17 protein-coding genes and 1 pseudogene are annotated in these 17,246 nt (G+C 67.6%); 13 read left to right on the top strand and 5 right to left on the bottom strand.

Annotation, left to right across the window (positions count from 1 at the left end; translation table 11 throughout):
- Nucleotides 1–46 precede the first annotated feature (46 nt).
- The 3 genes from AC3WL2_RS05890 to AC3WL2_RS05900 all read left to right on the top strand — a co-directional run bounded on the left by AC3WL2_RS05890 (nt 47) and on the right by AC3WL2_RS05900 (nt 5,459).
- A complete protein-coding gene (locus AC3WL2_RS05890; protein WP_102684622.1) occupies nt 47–2,452 on the top strand; it encodes a glucose/quinate/shikimate family membrane-bound PQQ-dependent dehydrogenase in 2,406 nt (801 codons plus the stop codon).
- A 109-nt stretch (nt 2,453–2,561) separates the two neighbouring features.
- Nucleotides 2,562–3,812 (top strand): carbohydrate porin, encoded by a 1,251-nt coding sequence (locus AC3WL2_RS05895; RefSeq protein ID WP_102684623.1) that lies wholly within the window; start codon nt 2,562–2,564, stop codon nt 3,810–3,812.
- Nucleotides 3,813–4,061: 249 nt separating this feature from the next.
- Complete coding sequence (locus AC3WL2_RS05900) at nt 4,062–5,459, top strand: APC family permease (RefSeq protein WP_102684624.1); 1,398 nt, start codon at nt 4,062–4,064, stop codon at nt 5,457–5,459.
- Between the two features lie 7 nt (nt 5,460–5,466).
- Here the strand turns inward: AC3WL2_RS05900 and AC3WL2_RS05905 are convergent, their stop codons facing one another.
- On the bottom strand, nt 5,467–6,480 hold the full coding sequence (locus tag AC3WL2_RS05905) for an AraC family transcriptional regulator (RefSeq protein WP_102684625.1): 1,014 nt from the start codon (nt 6,478–6,480) through the stop codon (nt 5,467–5,469).
- 170 nt (nt 6,481–6,650) lie between these two features.
- On the opposite strand from AC3WL2_RS05905, the gene AC3WL2_RS05910 reads away from it, so the two are divergent.
- From AC3WL2_RS05910 to AC3WL2_RS05920, 3 genes are read left to right on the top strand one after another with little or no spacing between them, the layout of a single operon-like run.
- Entirely contained in the window at nt 6,651–7,835 is a 1,185-nt protein-coding gene (locus AC3WL2_RS05910) for an acetyl-CoA C-acyltransferase family protein (RefSeq protein WP_102684626.1), read from the top strand.
- Between the two features lie 14 nt (nt 7,836–7,849).
- The gene (locus tag AC3WL2_RS05915) at nt 7,850–8,698 is read left to right on the top strand and encodes a 3-hydroxybutyryl-CoA dehydrogenase (protein ID WP_102684627.1); all 849 of its coding nucleotides are present in this window, start codon (nt 7,850–7,852) and stop codon (nt 8,696–8,698) included.
- Between the two features lie 12 nt (nt 8,699–8,710).
- Complete coding sequence (locus AC3WL2_RS05920; protein WP_102684628.1) at nt 8,711–9,298, top strand: TetR/AcrR family transcriptional regulator; 588 nt, start codon at nt 8,711–8,713, stop codon at nt 9,296–9,298.
- A 36-nt stretch (nt 9,299–9,334) separates the two neighbouring features.
- Here AC3WL2_RS05920 and AC3WL2_RS05925 read toward each other — a convergent pair whose 3' ends face one another.
- Both AC3WL2_RS05925 and AC3WL2_RS05930 read right to left on the bottom strand, forming a co-directional pair.
- Nucleotides 9,335–10,087, bottom strand: coding sequence for an anti-sigma factor family protein (locus AC3WL2_RS05925; protein WP_102684629.1), 753 nt, complete (start codon nt 10,085–10,087; stop codon nt 9,335–9,337).
- Entirely contained in the window at nt 10,084–10,602 is a 519-nt protein-coding gene (locus tag AC3WL2_RS05930; protein WP_102684630.1) for a sigma-70 family RNA polymerase sigma factor, read from the bottom strand. Before AC3WL2_RS05930 ends, AC3WL2_RS05925 begins: the two co-directional genes overlap by 4 nt.
- 133 nt (nt 10,603–10,735) lie before the next feature.
- Between AC3WL2_RS05930 and AC3WL2_RS05935 the strand changes: the two genes are divergently transcribed.
- The 5 genes and pseudogenes from AC3WL2_RS05935 to AC3WL2_RS05955 form a co-directional block, all read left to right on the top strand.
- The gene (locus AC3WL2_RS05935; protein WP_102684631.1) at nt 10,736–11,782 is read left to right on the top strand and encodes a catalase family peroxidase; all 1,047 of its coding nucleotides are present in this window, start codon (nt 10,736–10,738) and stop codon (nt 11,780–11,782) included.
- On the top strand, nt 11,779–12,312 hold the full coding sequence (locus AC3WL2_RS05940; protein ID WP_102684632.1) for a cytochrome b: 534 nt from the start codon (nt 11,779–11,781) through the stop codon (nt 12,310–12,312). Before AC3WL2_RS05935 ends, AC3WL2_RS05940 begins: the two co-directional genes overlap by 4 nt.
- Before the next feature lie 79 nt (nt 12,313–12,391).
- The gene (locus AC3WL2_RS05945; RefSeq protein ID WP_102684633.1) at nt 12,392–13,609 is read left to right on the top strand and encodes an MFS transporter; all 1,218 of its coding nucleotides are present in this window, start codon (nt 12,392–12,394) and stop codon (nt 13,607–13,609) included.
- Nucleotides 13,610–13,688: 79 nt separating this feature from the next.
- Entirely contained in the window at nt 13,689–14,234 is a 546-nt protein-coding gene (locus AC3WL2_RS05950) for a cupin domain-containing protein (protein ID WP_023631327.1), read from the top strand.
- A 1-nt stretch (nt 14,235) separates the two neighbouring features.
- A pseudogene (locus AC3WL2_RS05955) lies at nt 14,236–14,526 on the top strand (DUF7693 family protein); the annotation flags it as partial.
- On the opposite strand, the gene AC3WL2_RS05960 reads toward AC3WL2_RS05955, so the two are convergent.
- Both AC3WL2_RS05960 and AC3WL2_RS05965 read right to left on the bottom strand, forming a co-directional pair.
- Nucleotides 14,513–15,112, bottom strand: coding sequence for a 2-hydroxychromene-2-carboxylate isomerase (locus AC3WL2_RS05960; protein WP_102684634.1), 600 nt, complete (start codon nt 15,110–15,112; stop codon nt 14,513–14,515). The pseudogene AC3WL2_RS05955 and the gene AC3WL2_RS05960 overlap by 14 nt on opposite strands.
- A 27-nt stretch (nt 15,113–15,139) precedes the next feature.
- Nucleotides 15,140–15,871, bottom strand: a complete 732-nt coding sequence (locus tag AC3WL2_RS05965) for an SDR family oxidoreductase (protein WP_046855892.1) — start codon at nt 15,869–15,871, stop codon at nt 15,140–15,142.
- Between the two features lie 89 nt (nt 15,872–15,960).
- On the opposite strand from AC3WL2_RS05965, the gene AC3WL2_RS05970 reads away from it, so the two are divergent.
- Complete coding sequence (locus AC3WL2_RS05970) at nt 15,961–16,524, top strand: TetR/AcrR family transcriptional regulator (protein ID WP_102684635.1); 564 nt, start codon at nt 15,961–15,963, stop codon at nt 16,522–16,524.
- On the top strand, nt 16,511–17,104 hold the full coding sequence (locus tag AC3WL2_RS05975) for an eCIS core domain-containing protein (protein ID WP_102684636.1): 594 nt from the start codon (nt 16,511–16,513) through the stop codon (nt 17,102–17,104). Before AC3WL2_RS05970 ends, AC3WL2_RS05975 begins: the two co-directional genes overlap by 14 nt.
- The last annotated feature ends 142 nt before the right edge of the window (nt 17,105–17,246 follow it).

Here is a 17,246-nt window from a genome sequence, read left to right on the forward strand (position 1 = left end):
TGCTAAGGGATTAAACTGCCGGTATTCCACCTGCGAGATCCCTGGCATGAAAGACTCCCCCCGCGCCCGTGGCGCCTCAACCTTCATCCTGCTCGGCCTGGGCGTTGTCATCGCCCTGCTCGGCCTGCTCCTGGCTGCCGGCGGCCTCAAGCTGGCCGGCCTGGGCGGCTCCTGGTACTTCCTGACCGGCGGCCTGGCCATGGCCCTCGCCGGCCTGCTCATCGCCCGAGGCAAACCCGCCGGCGCCTGGCTGTACGCCCTGTTCCTCGCCGGCACCGCGATCTGGGCCGTGGCCGACAGCGGACTGGTGTTCTGGCCGCTGTTCTCGCGCCTGTTCATGTTCGCCGCCATCGGCCTGGTGGTCGCGCTGGTTTACCCGCTACTGGTGCGCCACCAGGCGCGCGGTGCCTATGGCATCGCCGGCTTGCTGGCCGTGGCCCTGGCGATCGCCGCCGGCAACATGTTCGTTGCCCACCCCAGCGTCGCCCCCACCGGCAACGGCCCGGGCCTGACCCCGGTGGAGCCCGGCCAGCAACAGAAGGACTGGGCCCACTACGGCAACACCGAAGGCGGCAGCCGTTTCGCCGCCCTGGACCAGATCAACCGCGGCAACGTCGACAAGCTCAAGGTCGCCTGGACCTACCACACCGGCGACGTCGCCCTCAGCGATGGCAATGGCGCCGAAGACCAGCTCACCCCGCTGCAGGTCGGCGACAAGGTGTTCATCTGCACCCCGCACAACAACCTGATCGCGCTGGACGCCGACACCGGCAAGCAGCTGTGGAAGAACGCCATTAACGCCCAGTCCAAGGTCTGGCAGCGTTGCCGTGGCATGGCCTACTTCGACGCCACTACGCCGATCGCCCAACCGAGCCAGCCGAACAGTTCACTGATCACTCTGGCCAGCGTGCCGGCCGGCGCCAACTGCCAGCGCCGCCTGCTGACCAACACCATCGATGGCCGCCTGATCGCCGTCGACGCCGACACCGGCGCGTTCTGCCAGGGCTTCGGCGAAAACGGCCAGGTCGACCTCAAGGCCGGCCTGGGCGATGTCCCGGATTCCTACTACCAGCTGTCCTCGGCACCGCTGATGGCCGGTACTACCGTGGTGGTCGGCGGGCGCGTGGCCGACAACGTGCAGACCGACATGCCCGGCGGCGTCATCCGTGGCTTCGACGTGATCAGCGGGGCCCAGCGCTGGGCCTTCGACCCCGGCAACCCGGAAGACCGCGCTGCCCCGCAAGGTGACGGCACCTACGTGCGCAGCACTCCCAACAGCTGGGCGCCGATGTCGTACGATCCGGCGATGAACACCGTGTTCTTGCCGATGGGCTCCTCGTCCACCGATATCTACGGCGTGGAGCGCAGCAGGCTTGACCACACCTACGGCGCCTCGGTGCTGGCCCTGGACGCCACCACCGGCAACCAGAAGTGGGTCTACCAGACCGTGCACAACGACCTCTGGGACTTCGACCTGCCGATGCAGCCAAGCCTGATCGACTTCACCAAGGATGACGGCAGCAGCGTGCCGGCCGTGGTGATCGGCACCAAGGCCGGGCAGATCTACGTGCTCGACCGCGCCACCGGCAAGCCGCTCACGCAAGTTGATGAAGTGCCGGTCAAGCCAAGCAACATCCCCAACGAGCCGTACTCGCCGACCCAGCCGAAATCGGTGGGCATGCCGCAGATCGGCGCGCAGACCCTGACCGAGTCGGACATGTGGGGCGCCACGCCCTATGACCAGCTGCTGTGCCGCATCGACTTCAAGAAGATGCGCTACGACGGCCTCTACACCGCGCCCGGCACCGACCTGTCGCTGAGCTTCCCGGGCTCGCTGGGCGGGATGAACTGGGGCAGCATTTCCACCGACCCGGTGCATGGTTTCATCTTCGTCAACGACATGCGCCTGGGCCTGTGGATCCAGATGATCCCGTCGCAGAACAAGGGTGATGCCGCCGCCGGTGGCGAGGCGTTGAATACCGGCATGGGCGCGGTGCCGCTCAAGGGCACCCCGTATGCGGTGAACAAGAACCGCTTCCTGTCGGTGGCTGGCATCCCGTGCCAGGCACCGCCGTTCGGTACCCTGACCGCCATCGACATGAAGACCCGCCAGGTCGCCTGGCAGGTGCCGGTGGGCACCGTCGAGGACACCGGCCCCCTGGGCATCCGCATGCACCTGCCGATCAAGATCGGCCTGCCGACGCTCGGCGGCACCCTGTCCACCCAGGGAGGCCTGGTGTTCATCGCCGGCACCCAGGATTTCTACCTGCGCGCCTACGACAGCAGCAACGGCAGCGAGATCTGGAAAGCCCGCCTGCCGGTCGGCAGCCAGGGCGGCCCGATGACCTATGTGTCGCCCAGGACCGGCAAGCAGTACGTGGTGGTCACTGCCGGCGGTGCGCGCCAGTCGACCGACCGCGGCGACTATGTGATGGCGTACGCATTGCCATAAATCGCGTCGCCTGTATCGCCGGCAAGCCGGCTCCCACAGGGTGCGCGCACTCACTGTGGGAGCCGGCTTGCCGGCGATGAGGCCCTTTCAGACCACCCGAGACTTCGCAATGTCATCCGTTTCACGCCTCACCCCCACCCTGCTCCTTGCCCTCGCCAGCACCACTGCATTCGCCGCCGACAACACCCTGACCGGCGACTGGGGCGGCCTGCGCCACCAGCTCGCGGCAGACGGCATCACCTTCACCGGCGACTACAGCGGCGAGACCGCCTACAACGCCCACGGCGGCCTGCACCGTTCGGCCCGCTACTCGCAGAACCTCAAGCTGGGCGCGCAGTTCGACCTGTCGAAACTGTACGGCCTCGACAACGGCGGCAAGGTCCAGCTGACCATCAACGACCGCCGCGGCAACAGCGCCTCGGAGGACCTGGTGGGCAACCGCCTGCCGATCCAGGAAAACTACGGTGGCCTCTACACCCGCCTCACCGAACTGAGCTACGAGCGCAACCTGTCGCCTTCGCTCAACCTCAAGCTCGGCTACATGGCCATGGGCAACGACCTCGGCGGGCTGGACAGCGGCATCCTGTGCAACTTCATGAACGCCGGCTTCTGCGGCCACCCGCTGAACATGTCCGGCGGCAGCGGGTGGACCAACTACCCCAACGCTCACCTCGGCGCGCGGCTCAAGTACGACCTGGCGCCGGACTGGCAACTGCGCGTTGCGGCGTTCAACGTCGACCCCGAGAGCAACGGCAATTCCAGCCGTGCCTGGCACCTGGGGCCCAAGCACAGCACCGGCACCGTGCTCCCGCTGGAACTGGTGTACAAGCTGCGTGGCGAGCTGCCGGGCGAATACAAGGTCGGCTACTACTACGACAGCTCGAACGTGAAACGCATCGGCAGCAGCGAGGAAGTCGCCGGTCGCGGTGGCCATTACCTGCTGGTCGACCAGGCTGTGTGGAACGACCCGGCATTGCCGGGGCGCAGCCTGCACGCCTTTGGCCAGTACTCGGCGTCGAGCAAGGCCGCCTCGCCATTCACCAAGTGGTACGGTGCCGGCGTGGTGCTGTACCAGCCGTTCGTGGGCCGGCCTCGGGATACCGTGGCGCTGGGTTACGGGCGCGCAGTGCCGAACCCGCGCAGCCGCGACGTGCTCGAGGATGCCGCATTCAATGCCGGCCAGCCATTCCCCGACATCGACAGCGCCGAGCAACTGATTGAGCTGAGCTACGGCTACCAGGCCACGCCGTGGCTGAACCTGCGCCCGGACGTGCAGTACATCGTCGAGCCGGGGGCGTTTTCCGGGAAGGACATCGACAACGCGCTGGTGCTCGGCTTGCAGGTCAAGGCGACGTTCTGAGCACCAGGGCCGCCCTGCGGCCCTTTCGCCGGCAAGCCGGCTCCCACACCGACCGCGCAAACCTCAAGCCTTGCGCTGTCCCTGTGGGAGCCAGCTTGTCGTGGCGACGAACCACGGCGAAAGGAATGCGCAACAACCCCCGGCCAACCCAGCTTTTTCCTCTGCACCAACCACATATTTACTAATTTCCCCGCCTGCCACCCTGTCCCAGTATCTGCGCACTAAAACAACAAAGAGCGGGGAACTGTCATGAGTGCAAGTGCGTCCGTGCCTGCCAGCGTGCAGCACGATGAAGCCGGCTTTCGCCGGGTCCTGGGGCTGGGCTCGCTGCTGGCGGTGGCCGTGGGCCTGGTGGTGTCGCAAGGGGTGATGGTGATGATGCTGCAGGGGGTCGGCGCCGCCGGCCTGGGCTTCATCGTGCCGTTGGGGCTGGCCTACCTGCTGGCCCTGAGCTATGCGTTCTCCTTCTCCGAGTTGGCCCTGCTGGTGCCGCGCGCCGGCAGCCTGTCGAGCTACACCGAGGTGGCGCTGGGGCACTTCCCGGCCATCCTCGCGACCTTCTCCGGCTATGTAGTGGTGGCCATGTTCGCGCTGTCGGCCGAATTGCTGTTGCTCGACCTGATCGTCGGCAAGGTCTACCCCGGGGTGTTCCCGCAGTATTCGGTGGCCTTCGGCGTACTCGCCCTGTTCACCGCCCTCAACCTCATGGGCATCGACCTCTTCGCCAAGCTGCAAAGCGCCATGGCCGTGGTCATGGTGATCGTGCTGCTGATCCTCGGCGTCGCCGCGATCAGCGAAGGGCATGCCGACGGCGTCACCACCACCCTGCTGCAGGGCGACTGGAACCCCATGGGCGCCGGGGTGCTGGCCTTGACCGCCATGGCCGTGTGGGGCTTCGTCGGCGCCGAGTTCGTCTGCTCGCTGGTGGAGGAAACCCGCAAGCCCGAGCGCAACATCCCGCGCGCGATGATCATCGGCCTGACCGTGATCTTCGCCACCATCGGCCTGTACGGCCTCGGCGCGCTGTTCCTGGTGCCACGCGAGGCGCTCGGCAGCGATGCCCTGCCCCATTACCTGTTCGCCACCACGGTGTTCGGCAAGACCGGCGAAGTGTTCCTGGTGATCGCCGCGGTCACCGCCACCTGCAGTACCCTCAACACTTCGCTGGCGGCCATCCCGCGCATGCTCTACGGCATGGCCTGCAATGGCCAGGCGTTCCCCCAGTTCAAGCAGCTCAGCCCGCGCGCCCGTACACCTTGGGTCGCCGTGCTGTTCGTGGCGGCGATCACCGGGCTGCCGATCCTGCTGATGGGCCAGGACGCTGCGGCGATCAACCTGTTGCTGCTGGCCGCCGCGCTGGCCTGGCTGCTGGCCTACATCATCGTGCACCTGGACGTGATCGCCCTGCGCCATCGTTACCCGCACCTGGCGCGGCCGTTCCGCACGCCGTTCTATCCGCTGCCGCAACTGTTCGGTATCGGCGGCATGCTGTATGCGATCTGGAACGCATCGCCCAGCCCCGAGATGAGCCTGAAGATCTATGGCACCGCCGGGCTGGTGCTGGCGGTGGTTTCACTGATCGCGGTGGTGTGGATCAAAGCGGTGATGAAGAAGCCGTTGTTCAGGCCCGAGCCCTTGCAGCCCTGACCGCTGATCAAGCCGATGCGGCACGCTTGGCCCGGTAGCTGCCCGGGCTCTGTCCGGTCCACTTCTTGAACGCCCGGTGAAACGCGCTGGGCTCCTGGAAGCCGGTGTGCTCGGCGATCTCGGCGATGCTCAGGTGGCCTTCGCGCAGCAGCTCGAAAGCCATTGCCCGGCGCACCTCATCCTTGATCTGCTGATAGGAGCGCCCTTCGCGCTCCAGCTGACGGCGAAAGCTGCTGGCGCTGAGCTTCTGCCGCGCGGCCATGGCGTCGAGCGTCGGCCACTGCCCGTAATGCAGGGCGCGCAAATGACGATAGACCTCCGCCACCCGGCCATTCTGGTTGCGAAAGCGGATCACCAAGCCCTGCGGCGCGCTGCGCAGAAAGCCCTTCAGCGCCGCCAGGTCCTGCACTACCGGCAGGCGCAGCCAGGCGCTGTCGAACTCCACCTCGGTGCGGCCGCTACCCAGGCGCAGGTCCGGCCCCCAGAGCAATGCGTCATCCTCCTGTGCCGGGCGCGCCAGGGCCAGTTCGGTACGGTCGATGGCGATGCGCCGGCCGGCCAGCCAGCACAGCAGGCCGATCACCAGCACCAGGTAGGTTTCCTCGGCGTAGACCCGGGTCAGCGGATCGGCGATGCTCGACTGCACACTGATCACGGTGCGCGCGCCACGCACCGTGACATTGCCGTTCAGGTCACGCAGGAACAGGGCGAAACTGCCCAGGCACTGGCGCAGCGCCTTGCCCAGGGTCGGTTCCTGGATCAACCCGCGACAGATCAGGGCGAAGCTGCCCAGGGGCATGCCGTGGCTGTCGAGCTGGAAGAACTCATCGTGCAGCTCGTCGATCAGCGCCAGCCACAGCTGGGCGAAGGCCTTGGCCGGCACCCGCGCCAGCGGCTGGGCCAGTACCTGCGGGTCGATGCCCACCGCCCGCAGATGGGCGTCCCGCGCCTGGGGCCGGTCGCGCAGGGCGTGGACCATGGCATTGAGGAAGTACACCGCGACCGTGTCGCTATCGCGCATGGCAAATGTCCGCTGTCTATGCTGAGTGGCAAAAAATGCCAGGTTGTCTGAACAGATCCGGCATAGGCCGCCCGCGGGCCTTTGCCTAGACTCGATCCACCCCGCAGGGTGTGGGCGCCATTCTCGCAGAGCCTCCCGCGCCCCGCCACGCCTTCGAATACGGAGCCCTCATGAGCAGCACAGAAATCTTCGTCGTCAGCGCGGTACGTTCGGCCATCGGCAGCTTCGGCGGTTCGCTCAAGGACCTGCCCCTGGCCGACCTCGCCACCCAGGTCACCCGCGCCGCCATCGAGCGTTCGGGCGTGTCCGCCGAGCAGATCGGCCACGTGGTGATGGGCAACGTGATCCCCACCGAACCGCGCGATGCCTACCTGGGCCGGGTCGCGGCAATGAACGCCGGCATTCCCAAGGAAACCCCGGCCTTCAGCGTCAACCGCCTGTGTGGCTCGGGCCTGCAGGCCATCGTCTCGGCTGCCCAGGGCCTGCTGCTGGGTGACAGCGACATCGCCCTGGCCGCCGGCGCCGAAGCCATGAGCCGCGGCCCCTACCTGCTGCCGCAGGCGCGCTGGGGCGCACGCATGGGCGACCTGCAGGGCATCGACTACATGGTCGGCATTCTTCAGGACCCGTTCGAGCACTTCCACATGGGCATCACCGCCGAGAACGTCGCGGCGGCCCATGGCATCAGCCGCCAGATGCAGGATGAAGTCGCCCTGACCAGCCAGCACCGCGCCGCCCGCGCCATCGCCGAAGGCCGCTTCGACGGCCAGATCGTGCCGATCGAGATCAAGACCCGCAAAGGCAGCGTGCAGTTCGCCGTGGACGAGAACGTGCGCACCGATGCCAGCGCCGAACAACTGGCCAGCATGAAGCCGGTGTTCAAGAAGGACGGCACGGTCACCGCCGGCAACGCCAGCAGCATCAACGACGGCGCCGCCGGCCTGGTCCTGGCCAGCGGCGACGCCGTGCGCCGCCAGGGCCTCAAGCCGCTGGCGCGGATCGTCGCCTACGCCCACGCCGGCGTGGAGCCGGCGCTGATGGGCCTGGGCCCGATCCCGGCGACGCAGAAGGTGCTGGAGAAAGCCGGGCTGAAGGTCAGCGACCTGGACGTGATCGAGTCCAACGAAGCTTTCGCCTCGCAGGCCTGTGCCGTGGCCCGCGCCCTGGGCTTCGACCCGGAAAAGGTCAACCCCAACGGCTCCGGCATTTCCCTCGGCCACCCGGTCGGCGCCACCGGCGCGATCATCGCCACCAAGGCCATCCATGAACTGCACCGCGTGCAGGGCCGCTACGCCCTGGCCACCATGTGCATCGGCGGCGGTCAAGGCATCGCCATCGTCTTCGAACGCGTTTGACAGGAGTCAGCAGCATGAACATCGAACACATCGCCGTGATCGGCGCAGGCACCATGGGCAACGGCATCGCCCAGGTGTGCGCGCTGGCCGGCTACCAGGTCCTGCTGGTGGACGTTTCCGACGCGGCGCTGGAGCGTGGCGTGGCGACCCTGGGCAAGAACCTCAAGCGCCAGGTCGGCAAGGGCACCATCGACGCCGACAAGGCCAGCGCGGCCAAGGCGCGCATCCGCACCAGCACCGACTACGCCCAGCTGGCCAGCGCGCAACTGGTGATCGAGGCGGCCACCGAGAACCTCGCCCTCAAGCAGCGCATCCTGCAGCAGGTGGCGGCCAACGTCGGCGCCGAGTGCCTGATCGCCACCAACACCTCGTCGCTGTCGGTGACCCAGCTGGCGGCCAGCATCGAGCAGCCGCAGCGCTTCATCGGCGTGCACTTCTTCAACCCGGTGCCAATGATGGCGCTGGTCGAGATCATCCGTGGCCTGCAGACCAGCGACGCGACCTATGCCCAGGCATTGCTGGTCACCGAGCGGCTCGGCAAGACCCCGATCACCGCCGGCAACCGCCCGGGCTTCGTGGTCAACCGCATCCTGGTGCCGATGATCAACGAAGCGATCTTCGTGTTCCAGGAAGGCCTGGCCAGCGCCGAGGACATCGACACCGGCATGCGCCTGGGCTGCAACCAGCCGATCGGCCCGCTGGCCCTCGCCGACCTGGTGGGCCTGGACACGCTGCTGGCGATCATGGAGGCCTTCCATGAAGGCTTCAACGACAGCAAGTACCGCCCCGCGCCGCTGCTCAAGGAAATGGTTGCCGCCGGCTACCTGGGGCGCAAGAGCGGCCGCGGCTTCTTCACCTACTAGAGGAACCGCGCCATGGCCCCGGTCACTGCGGCGCTGCGCTGCGCCAATTTCGAGGAGCGGCGGGACCGGGCCATGGCCCTGTTCGCCGAGAAAGGCTTCGGCCAGGTCAGCATGCGTGAGCTGGCGGCGCACGTGGGCTTGACCGCAGGCTCGCTGTACCACCACTTCCCCAGCAAGCAAGACCTTTTGTACGACCTTATCGAGGAATTGTACGAGGAACTGCAGGCCACCCTCGACCAAGGCCGCCGGGCGCGGGCCCAGGGCAAGCCGGTACTGGCCTGCCTGATCGCCGCGCACTGGCAGTTGCATGGCGAGCGGCCGTTGCAGTTTCGCCTGGCCGAGCGGGATTTCTGCTGCCTGAGCGAGGACCAGCAGGCACGCCTTGCGGCTTTGCGCGAACGCTACGAAACCGGGCTGCTGCGCCTGATTGCGCCGCAGGCGCGGTTGGCCGGGGAAACCCTGGCGGCCACCGGGCATGTGCTGGCGACGCTGTTGAACCAGTTGCCCGGGATGTTGCGCGGCAAGGGCCTGGGTGAAGCCGAGGGCGTTGGGTTGATGGAGGGGCTGGTGGTGGGCGCCATGGAAAGGACGCTCGGTTAGCGCTGTGATCACCCGGGCGAGCGCTGCCCAAGCCGCCTACAGACTGACCCCCAACGCCCGGCGCAGCTGCTCGCCACGGGCATCGTCCGCCGCGCTGACCAGGGCAAAGTTGTAATCGCCATGGGACCAGTAGCGAGCCTCCAGCTGGCCATCGGTGCGCTGGCCGGTAGGCATGCGCTCGAAATGCTCGCCGGGAGAGCGCAGGAACAGGCTGATGCGCTGCCCCTGGCGATCCTCGAACACCAGCAACGCCGCTGGCCCCGCCTCGTTGCTCAACAGCCGAGCCCCTACCGGCTGGAAGCCATAACCCGCCAGGTCCGGCAAGCGGCCGACACGGTTGAAGTGGGTTCCCAGCCAAGCCTGCAGGCGTGCCGGCTCGCGGGCCTCGATGTCCAGTGTGCTGGCCTCGGCGAACAACCTGTGGGCCTGCACCGCGTCGGCCATGGGCAGCATGCCGGCGAACAGCGTCGCCTCACGCGCCTGCCAGCCGCCCAACCCGCCCAGGCCTACCGCCAGCATCAGCACCGCCGCTGCTGCCAGGCGGCGCTGCCGACGTTGGCGCAGACGGCGACGCAGCGGGGCCAGGTCAAGCTCCGGATCGCTCGGCCGCTCGCCAAAGCCGGCCAGGGCCGCCCGCAGGCGCCGGGCATCGGCACGCCAGGCCTCGATGCGCACGGCCTCCTGCGGATTGGCGGCCAGCCAGGCCTCCACCACGGCCCGGCGCGCCGGTTCCAGGCGCTCGTCGACATAGGCGTGCAGTTCGTGCTCGGTGGGGATCAGGCGTGTCATTTGAGTCTCCGCAAGGCCGGGGGCGTAGGGCTGCCCTCGGTCAGTTCACGCAGGGCGGCACGGGCACGCGACAGGCGCGACATCACGGTGCCGATGGGGATGCCAAGCGTCTCGGCCGCCTCCTTGTAGCTCAAGCCTTCGACACTGACCAGCAACAGCAATGCCCGCTGCTCGGGCGACAAGCGGGCAAAGGCCTGCAGGTCGGCCTGGGCCAGCACGATGCTCTCGATCTCGCCGCCCGTCGGCTCCTCGGCCTGGCCCCGACCGAACCAGGCCAGCCAGCGCGCATGCAGGCGCTCGCGGCGCTTGCCGTCGAGGAACAACCGGTAAAGGATGGTGAACAGCCAGGGGCGCAGGCTGTCGGCATCACGCTGCTGGCCGCGACGGCTCAAGGCGCGCTCGACCGTGGCCTGGACCAGGTCGTCGGCGGTACCGGGCTCGCGGGTCAGCCACAGGGCAAAGCGGCGCAGGCGCTGCAGCAGCTCGCGCCATTGTTGGTCGTCCAGATCGTGCATGGTCGGGTTCCGGGGCCCTGCGGGCTGTCAGTGTACAAGGCAGACGCGCGGGCACGGAATCTATTCCCCCGCCGGGAATAAATCGTTTGCCCCTGCGTCGTACCGGTTCATTCCACCTGACCGGACCGTTCCCATGACTACTCCCCTGCACGGCCCCGCCAAGGCCCTGCGCCTGGCCGCCATCGCTGCCACGCTGGCCGCCCTGGGCGCAGGCTTCGCCTACGCCGCCGGCTGGATCGGCGCGCCAAGGCTGACCCCGCAACGCATCATCGACACCTTCGAAGCCCAGGCCGGCCACCACCCCGGCTACCGGAAGAACCATGCCAAGGGCCTGTGTGTCAGCGGTTACTTCCAGGCCAGCGGCCAGGCCGCCTCGCTGTCCAGCGCCCGGGTGTTCAGCCAGCAGAAAGTGCCGGTGATCGGCCGCTTCGCCATCGGCGGCGCCAATCCGTTCGCGCCGGACACCGCCATACCGGTGCGCAGCCTGGCGGTGCAGTTGACCAGCGACGACGGCCAGGTCTGGCGCACCGGCATGAACAACCCGCCGGTGCTGGCCGTAAGCACGGTCGAAGGCTTCTATGAACAGGTCCTGGCCGGTGCCCCGGACCCGGCCACCGGCAAACCCGACCCCGCCAGGCTGCAAGCCTTCTTCGCCGCCCACCCGGAGAGCGCGGCGTTTCGCCAATGGGCGGCCAGCTACAAGCCCAGCGACAGTTTCGCCAACACCGCCTACAACAGCATCAACGCCTTCCGCCTGATCGATGCCAACGGCCAGGCGCACCCGGTGCGCTGGGCACTGGAGCCGCAGGCCGCATACGCCGCTTTGCCCGCCCAGGTCGACGACAAGCAGTTCCTGCAGCACGACCTGCAGCAACGCCTGGCCCAGGGCCCGCTGCGCTGGACCCTGCGCCTGACCCTGGCCGAGCCCGGCGATCCGGTGGACGACCCTGCCCGGCCCTGGCCCGCCGAACGCCGCAGCCTCGATGCCGGCACCCTGGTCCTGGAGCAGGTCGACGGCCCCGAGCAAGGCGCCTGCCGCGACCTGAACTTCGACCCGCTGATCCTGCCCCACGGCATCGAACCCTCCGCCGACCCGATCCTCGCCGCCCGCTCGGCCGCCTATTCGGTGTCGTTCAACCGCCGCAGCCACGAGTCGCTGACCAAAGGAGCCCGCCCATGAGCGCCACTGCCTTTCACCCCCTGGCCCGGCTGCTGCACTGGCTGATGGCCGTGCTGATCCTGGCCATGCTGTTCATCGGCGTGAGCATGGTCGCCGACCTGTCGCCCCGCCACCCGTGGCTGGTCGAGCTGCACAAGGCCACCGGCCTGGCCCTGCTGGTGCTGGTGATCCTGCGCATCGTCCTGCGCCTGAGCCTGGCGCACCCGCCGCTGCCTCGCGACCTACCTGCCCTGCAGCGCCTGGCCGCCGGCGCCTCGCACCTGCTGTTGTATGGGCTGATGCTGGCCATGCCGCTGCTCGGCTGGGCGATGCTCTCGGCAGGCGGCTACCCCCGCCCGCTGCAACTGCCCGCCATCGCCCCCCACGACCTGCAGCTCTACGCCGTGCTGCGTCAGGCCCACGGCTGGGCAGGCTACCTGCTGTTCGCCACGGTGCTGGCGCATCTGGGCGCGGCCCTGGTGCATGGCCTGGTGCGTCGCGACGGCGTCTTGCGTAGCATGTGGCCAGGCCCGTTGCGTCGCGGTGAGTGAGCTCCGCCAGGGCTCGACAAGTGTAAATAATAATTACTAACATCGGCGCTCATTTCGTCGAACTGCCCTGGACTGCCTTATGAACGCCGCAAAGGACCCTGCCACGCTTGCCCCGGTGAGCAGCCCGCCCAGCACCCTGGACCTGCGCCCGCTGATGCTGGCCAACATGGCCTGCACCATGTCGATGATGGCTTTCGTCGCCCTGATCGGCCCGATCGCCCGCTTGCTGGGCATGGCCACCTGGCAGGCCGGCGCGGCGGTGACCGTGGCCGGCGTGGTCTGGGTGCTGCTGGCCCGGCCCTGGGGCCGCTTGGCCGATCGGCTTGGCCGGCGCCGGGTGTTGCTGCTGGGCAGCGGCGGCTTCACCCTGGCCTATTGGGTGCTGTGCCTGTTCATCGACGGCGCGTTGCGCTGGCTGCCGGGCGCGACCCTGGCCTTCTTCGGCCTCATGCTGGCGCGGGGCATGATCGGCGCCTTCTATGCCGCGCTGCCGGTGGGCGGCAACGCGCTGATCGCCGATCACGTCGAGCCGCAACGCCGGGCGCGGGCGATGGCCTCGCTGGGTGCGGCCAACGCGGTCGGCCTGGTGCTGGGCCCGGCCCTGGCCGCGCTGCTGTCGCGCTACAGCCTGAGCATGCCGTTCTATGTGCTGTCGCTGCTGCCGGCCACGGCGTTCGTCGTGCTGCTGTTCAAGCTCAAGCCACAGCCGTTGGCCCAGACCCATGCGCCCAACCCGGTGCGACTGTCCGACCCACGCCTGCGCAGGCCTTTGCTGGTGGCCTTCAGCGCCATGCTGAGCATCACCGTGTCGCAGATCGCCGTCGGTTTCTTCGCCCTTGACCGCCTGCAGCTCGAGGCCGGCGCCGCCGCCCAGGCCGCGGGCATCGCCTTGACCAGCGTGGGCGTGGCGCTGATGCTGGCCCAGGTGTTCCTGCGCCAGTTGGAATGGCCACCTCTGAAGATGATCAAGGTCGGCGCCTGCGTATCCGGGCTCGGTTTCGCCGCCGCAGCCCTGGCCACCAGCGCGCCGTGGCTTTGGGGTGCGTTCTTCGTCGCCGCATTCGGCATGGGCTTCGTGTTTCCGGCCTTTTCGGCCCTCGCGGCCAATGCCATGCACGCCAGCGAACAGGGTGCGACGGCCGGCTCGATCGGCGCCGCCCAAGGCATGGGCGCGGTAATCGGACCGCTGGCCGGTGCCCTGGTCTATGCCCTCGATCCGCGCCTGCCGTTCCTGGCCGTGGGCGCCCTGCTGCTGCTGGTCGGGCTGTGGCCGGCAGCGTCTGACCAGCGCCACTGATGCGCACAGCGCGCAAGCGTGCAGAGTGTGTTTTAATGCCTCGCCCATTATTTTTGACACCTCTGCAAACAAGGCGGCTATGGACACGGGGACACGACTCAAACTGGTGCGTGAACGTAACAACCTCTCCCAACGGGAGCTGGCCCGCCGCAGCGGCCTGACCAACTCGACCATCTCGCAGATCGAGCAGAACCGGGTCAGCCCTTCGGTCAGCTCCCTGAAGAAACTGCTCGAAGGGATCCCCATGTCCCTGGCCGAGTTCTTCAGTTTCGACGAGCCAGTGCGCGAGGAGCGCTATGTGTTCCGTGGCGGCGAACAGCCCGACCTGGGCCGCAACGGCCTGCGCATGCTGCTGGTCGGCGCCAGCGTCGAAGGTCGGCAGATGCGCATGCTGCGTGAGCTGTACGCACCGGGCGCCGACTCCGGCGAGCCGATCGTGCATGCCGAAGGCGAGGAATGCGGCCTGGTCACCCGTGGCACCCTGGAACTGTGGGTCGATGGCCAGGTGAGCATCCTCAATGCCGGCGACGGCTACTACATCCCCACCACCCTGCCCCACAGCTTCAAGAACATCGGCCCCGACGAGGCCGAGATCATCAGCGCCAACACCCCGGCGAACTTCTGACCTCGCCAGCCGCGAGGCCTACCAGTGCCTGCGTGATGCCGCCCTTGGCGTCCGCCCGCTGGTGGCGGTCGCTCGTTTGGCCGGCGGGCAAGTCGAGGTGCTGGTCGAAGGCTGGCGCCTGACCTTGGTGCTGGACAGCGAAGGATTGGCCCACTGCAGCCACTGCCAGTGCCCGGATGGACGGCTGGGCACGCTGGACGATTGGCACCGCTACGGCACCAATCCGGTCGATCACCTGAGCCTTTGGGAACGCACGCAGATAGAGCGACTGCTTCCAGTCATGCCTGCCTGACCAAGGCCTGCTCGACGAAATCCAGGCGGTCCTGACCGAAGAACATCTGCCCGTCGACAAAGACCGTCGGCGCCCCGAACAGACCGCGCTCGACCGCCTCCTCGGTGGCTTTGCGCAAGGCGTCCTTGACCTCGGGCCGCGCGGCCAGTTCATGGAACATCTCGGCCTCGAAGCCACCGGCGGCCAGGGTTTCATCCAGTACCGCGGGATCTGCCAGATTGCGCCCATGCACGAACAGCCCTTCGAACAACACCTTCAACAGCGCCTCGAAACGCTCTTCGGCAAACAACTGGACGCCGATCAGCCCGCGCATCAGGTTCAGGGTGTTGACCGGGAACCCTGGCGGCAGGGTCAGCGGCACGCCATAGCGATCGGCATAGCGCTTGAGGTCGATGCGTATATAGCGCCCCTTGGCCGGCACCATTACCGGCGAGGCATTGCCGGTGGCCTGGAACACCCCACCCAATAGAATCGGCTTGTACACCAACCGCGCCCCATGACGCGCGCACAGGGCGGGTAGCTGGGTGGAAGCCAGGTAGGTGGCCGGGCTGCCCAGGTCCAGGAAGAACTCGACGGTCTTGCTCATGATTCAATCCTTGTATGAAGGAGGGATTTACCAGCGCTCCATCCACGGGCGCAGGTCCAGCTCGAAGGTCCAGGCATCACGCGGTTGCGCATGCAGGAACCAGTAACTGTCGGCGATGTGCGCAGGATCGAGGATGCCGTCCTGGTCCTTGAGCGCGTAGCGTTCAGGGAAGCTGTCGCGGATGAAGGCGGTGTCGATGGCACCATCGACCACCACGTGGCCGACATGGATGTTCCGTGGCCCCAGTTCCCGCGCCATGCTCTGGGCCAGGGCGCGCAGGCCATGCTTGGCGCCGGCGAAGGCGGCGAAACCGGCCGCGCCGCGGGTGCCGGCGGTAGCACCGGTGAAGAGGATGGTGCCTCGCTCTCGGGTGACCATGCGCCGGGCGACCGCCTGGGCGGTGAGAAAGCCGGCGAAGCAGGCCATTTCCCAGATTTTGAAGTACTTGCGCGGGGTCTCCTCGAGGATGCTGCACGGCACATTGGCGCCGATGTTGAAGACGAACGCCTCGATCGGGCCGATATCGCGCTCGATGGTCTCCACCAGCTCGGCGACCTCCTCTTCCTTGCGCGCATCCGAGCCAAAGCCGTGGGCCTGGCCGCCCTCGGCGCGAATCTCGGCGAGCAGCGGCTGCAGCTTCTGCGCCTCGCGCCGGGTCACGCAGGCGATGTAGCCCTCGCGGGCGAAACGCTTGGCAATCTCGCCGCCGGTGGCATCACCCGCCCCGATCACCAGCACGACTTTTTGTTGTTCTGCCATGGACCGCTCCATTGATGAATGATCGTTTAGTAAACGAACGCTATGCTACGATCAGCTCATCGTCAAGCTCACACCACGAGGTTGCGCGCATGCGCTATGCCACCGACCACAAGCAACAGACCCGCGAAAAACTGCTGTCCAGCAGCGGCGCCCTGGCCAAGCGCGGCGGTTTCGCCGCCACTGGCGTGGCCGGGCTGATGAAGGCCATCGGCCTGACCGGCGGCGCCTTCTACAACCACTTCCCGTCCAAGGACGACCTGTTCAGCGAGATCGTCCGCCGCGAGCTGGCCAACAGCCCGCTGGCGCGCCTGGTCGAACGTGGCACCGACCGTGCGCGGCTCAAGCGCCTGCTCGACCAGTACCTGAGCCTGGCGCACCTGCACAATGCCGAAGGCGGCTGCCCGTTGCCGCCACTGGGGGTGGAGATCGCCCGCGCCGAACGGCCGGTGCGTGAACAGGCCGAACACTGGCTGCTGGAGTTGCACCAGGCCTGGAGCGAAACCCTGGATGACCCCGACCTGGCCTGGGCCTTGCTCAGCCAGTGTGTCGGCGCGCTGGTGGTGGGTCGCATGCTGGCCAGCGAACCGGTGCAGGCACAGGTGCTGGACGCCAGCCGCAAGCTGGTCGAGCGGGTTTTCGATGAAGTTCGCTAGCACGCTACTGGGCCTGCTGCTGGCCTTGCCCGCCTTCGCCCAGGACAGCTGCCCGACCGGGCAGTACCAGGTCTGCCTGGTGGTGTGCTTCTGCGCGCCCATCGACCCCAACCAAGGCGGCCAGGTGCTGCAGGATGTCGAGCGCATGGCCACTGGCAGCCTGGTGTTCGCCCTGCGCCAGGCCCGCGACGAAGCCACCGCCAATGGCACGCAGCCGATTCCCCTGCATATCCGCGCCCAGCTCGAACCCTGGTACGACTTCGCCGTGCTCGACGCGGCGCGCTACCGGGTCGGCAACGAACAGCAGATCAGCGCCGCCAACGCACTACTGCAGAACCCGGACGTCAACGCCGTGACCCTGATCGACACGGTCATATTCCGCCGCCCCGCCGATGCCGAGGACAACGTGGCATTGTGGGCCCATGAGCTCAAGCACGTGCAGCAGTATCAGGCGCTGGGCGTCGAGGGCTTCGCCCAGCAGTACACCCGTGACTACCAGGCGCTGGAGGGCCCCGCCTACGAGATCGAGGCCAAGGTGGCCAAGGCATTGCGTGAAAAGGCCGCTGGCGGGCCGCGCTGACTGCGCAATTCTGATGGGTGCCCATGCGTCATGATTGATGATGGCACCCGACATATCATTGCCCGTGATAATAACCTTCGCTCCATTTGATTCGTGCGTCACGCGCAAGACACTCAAACTCCGCCCACTACTAATATCTCGG

The organism is Pseudomonas sp. FW305-96, assembly GCF_058783825.1.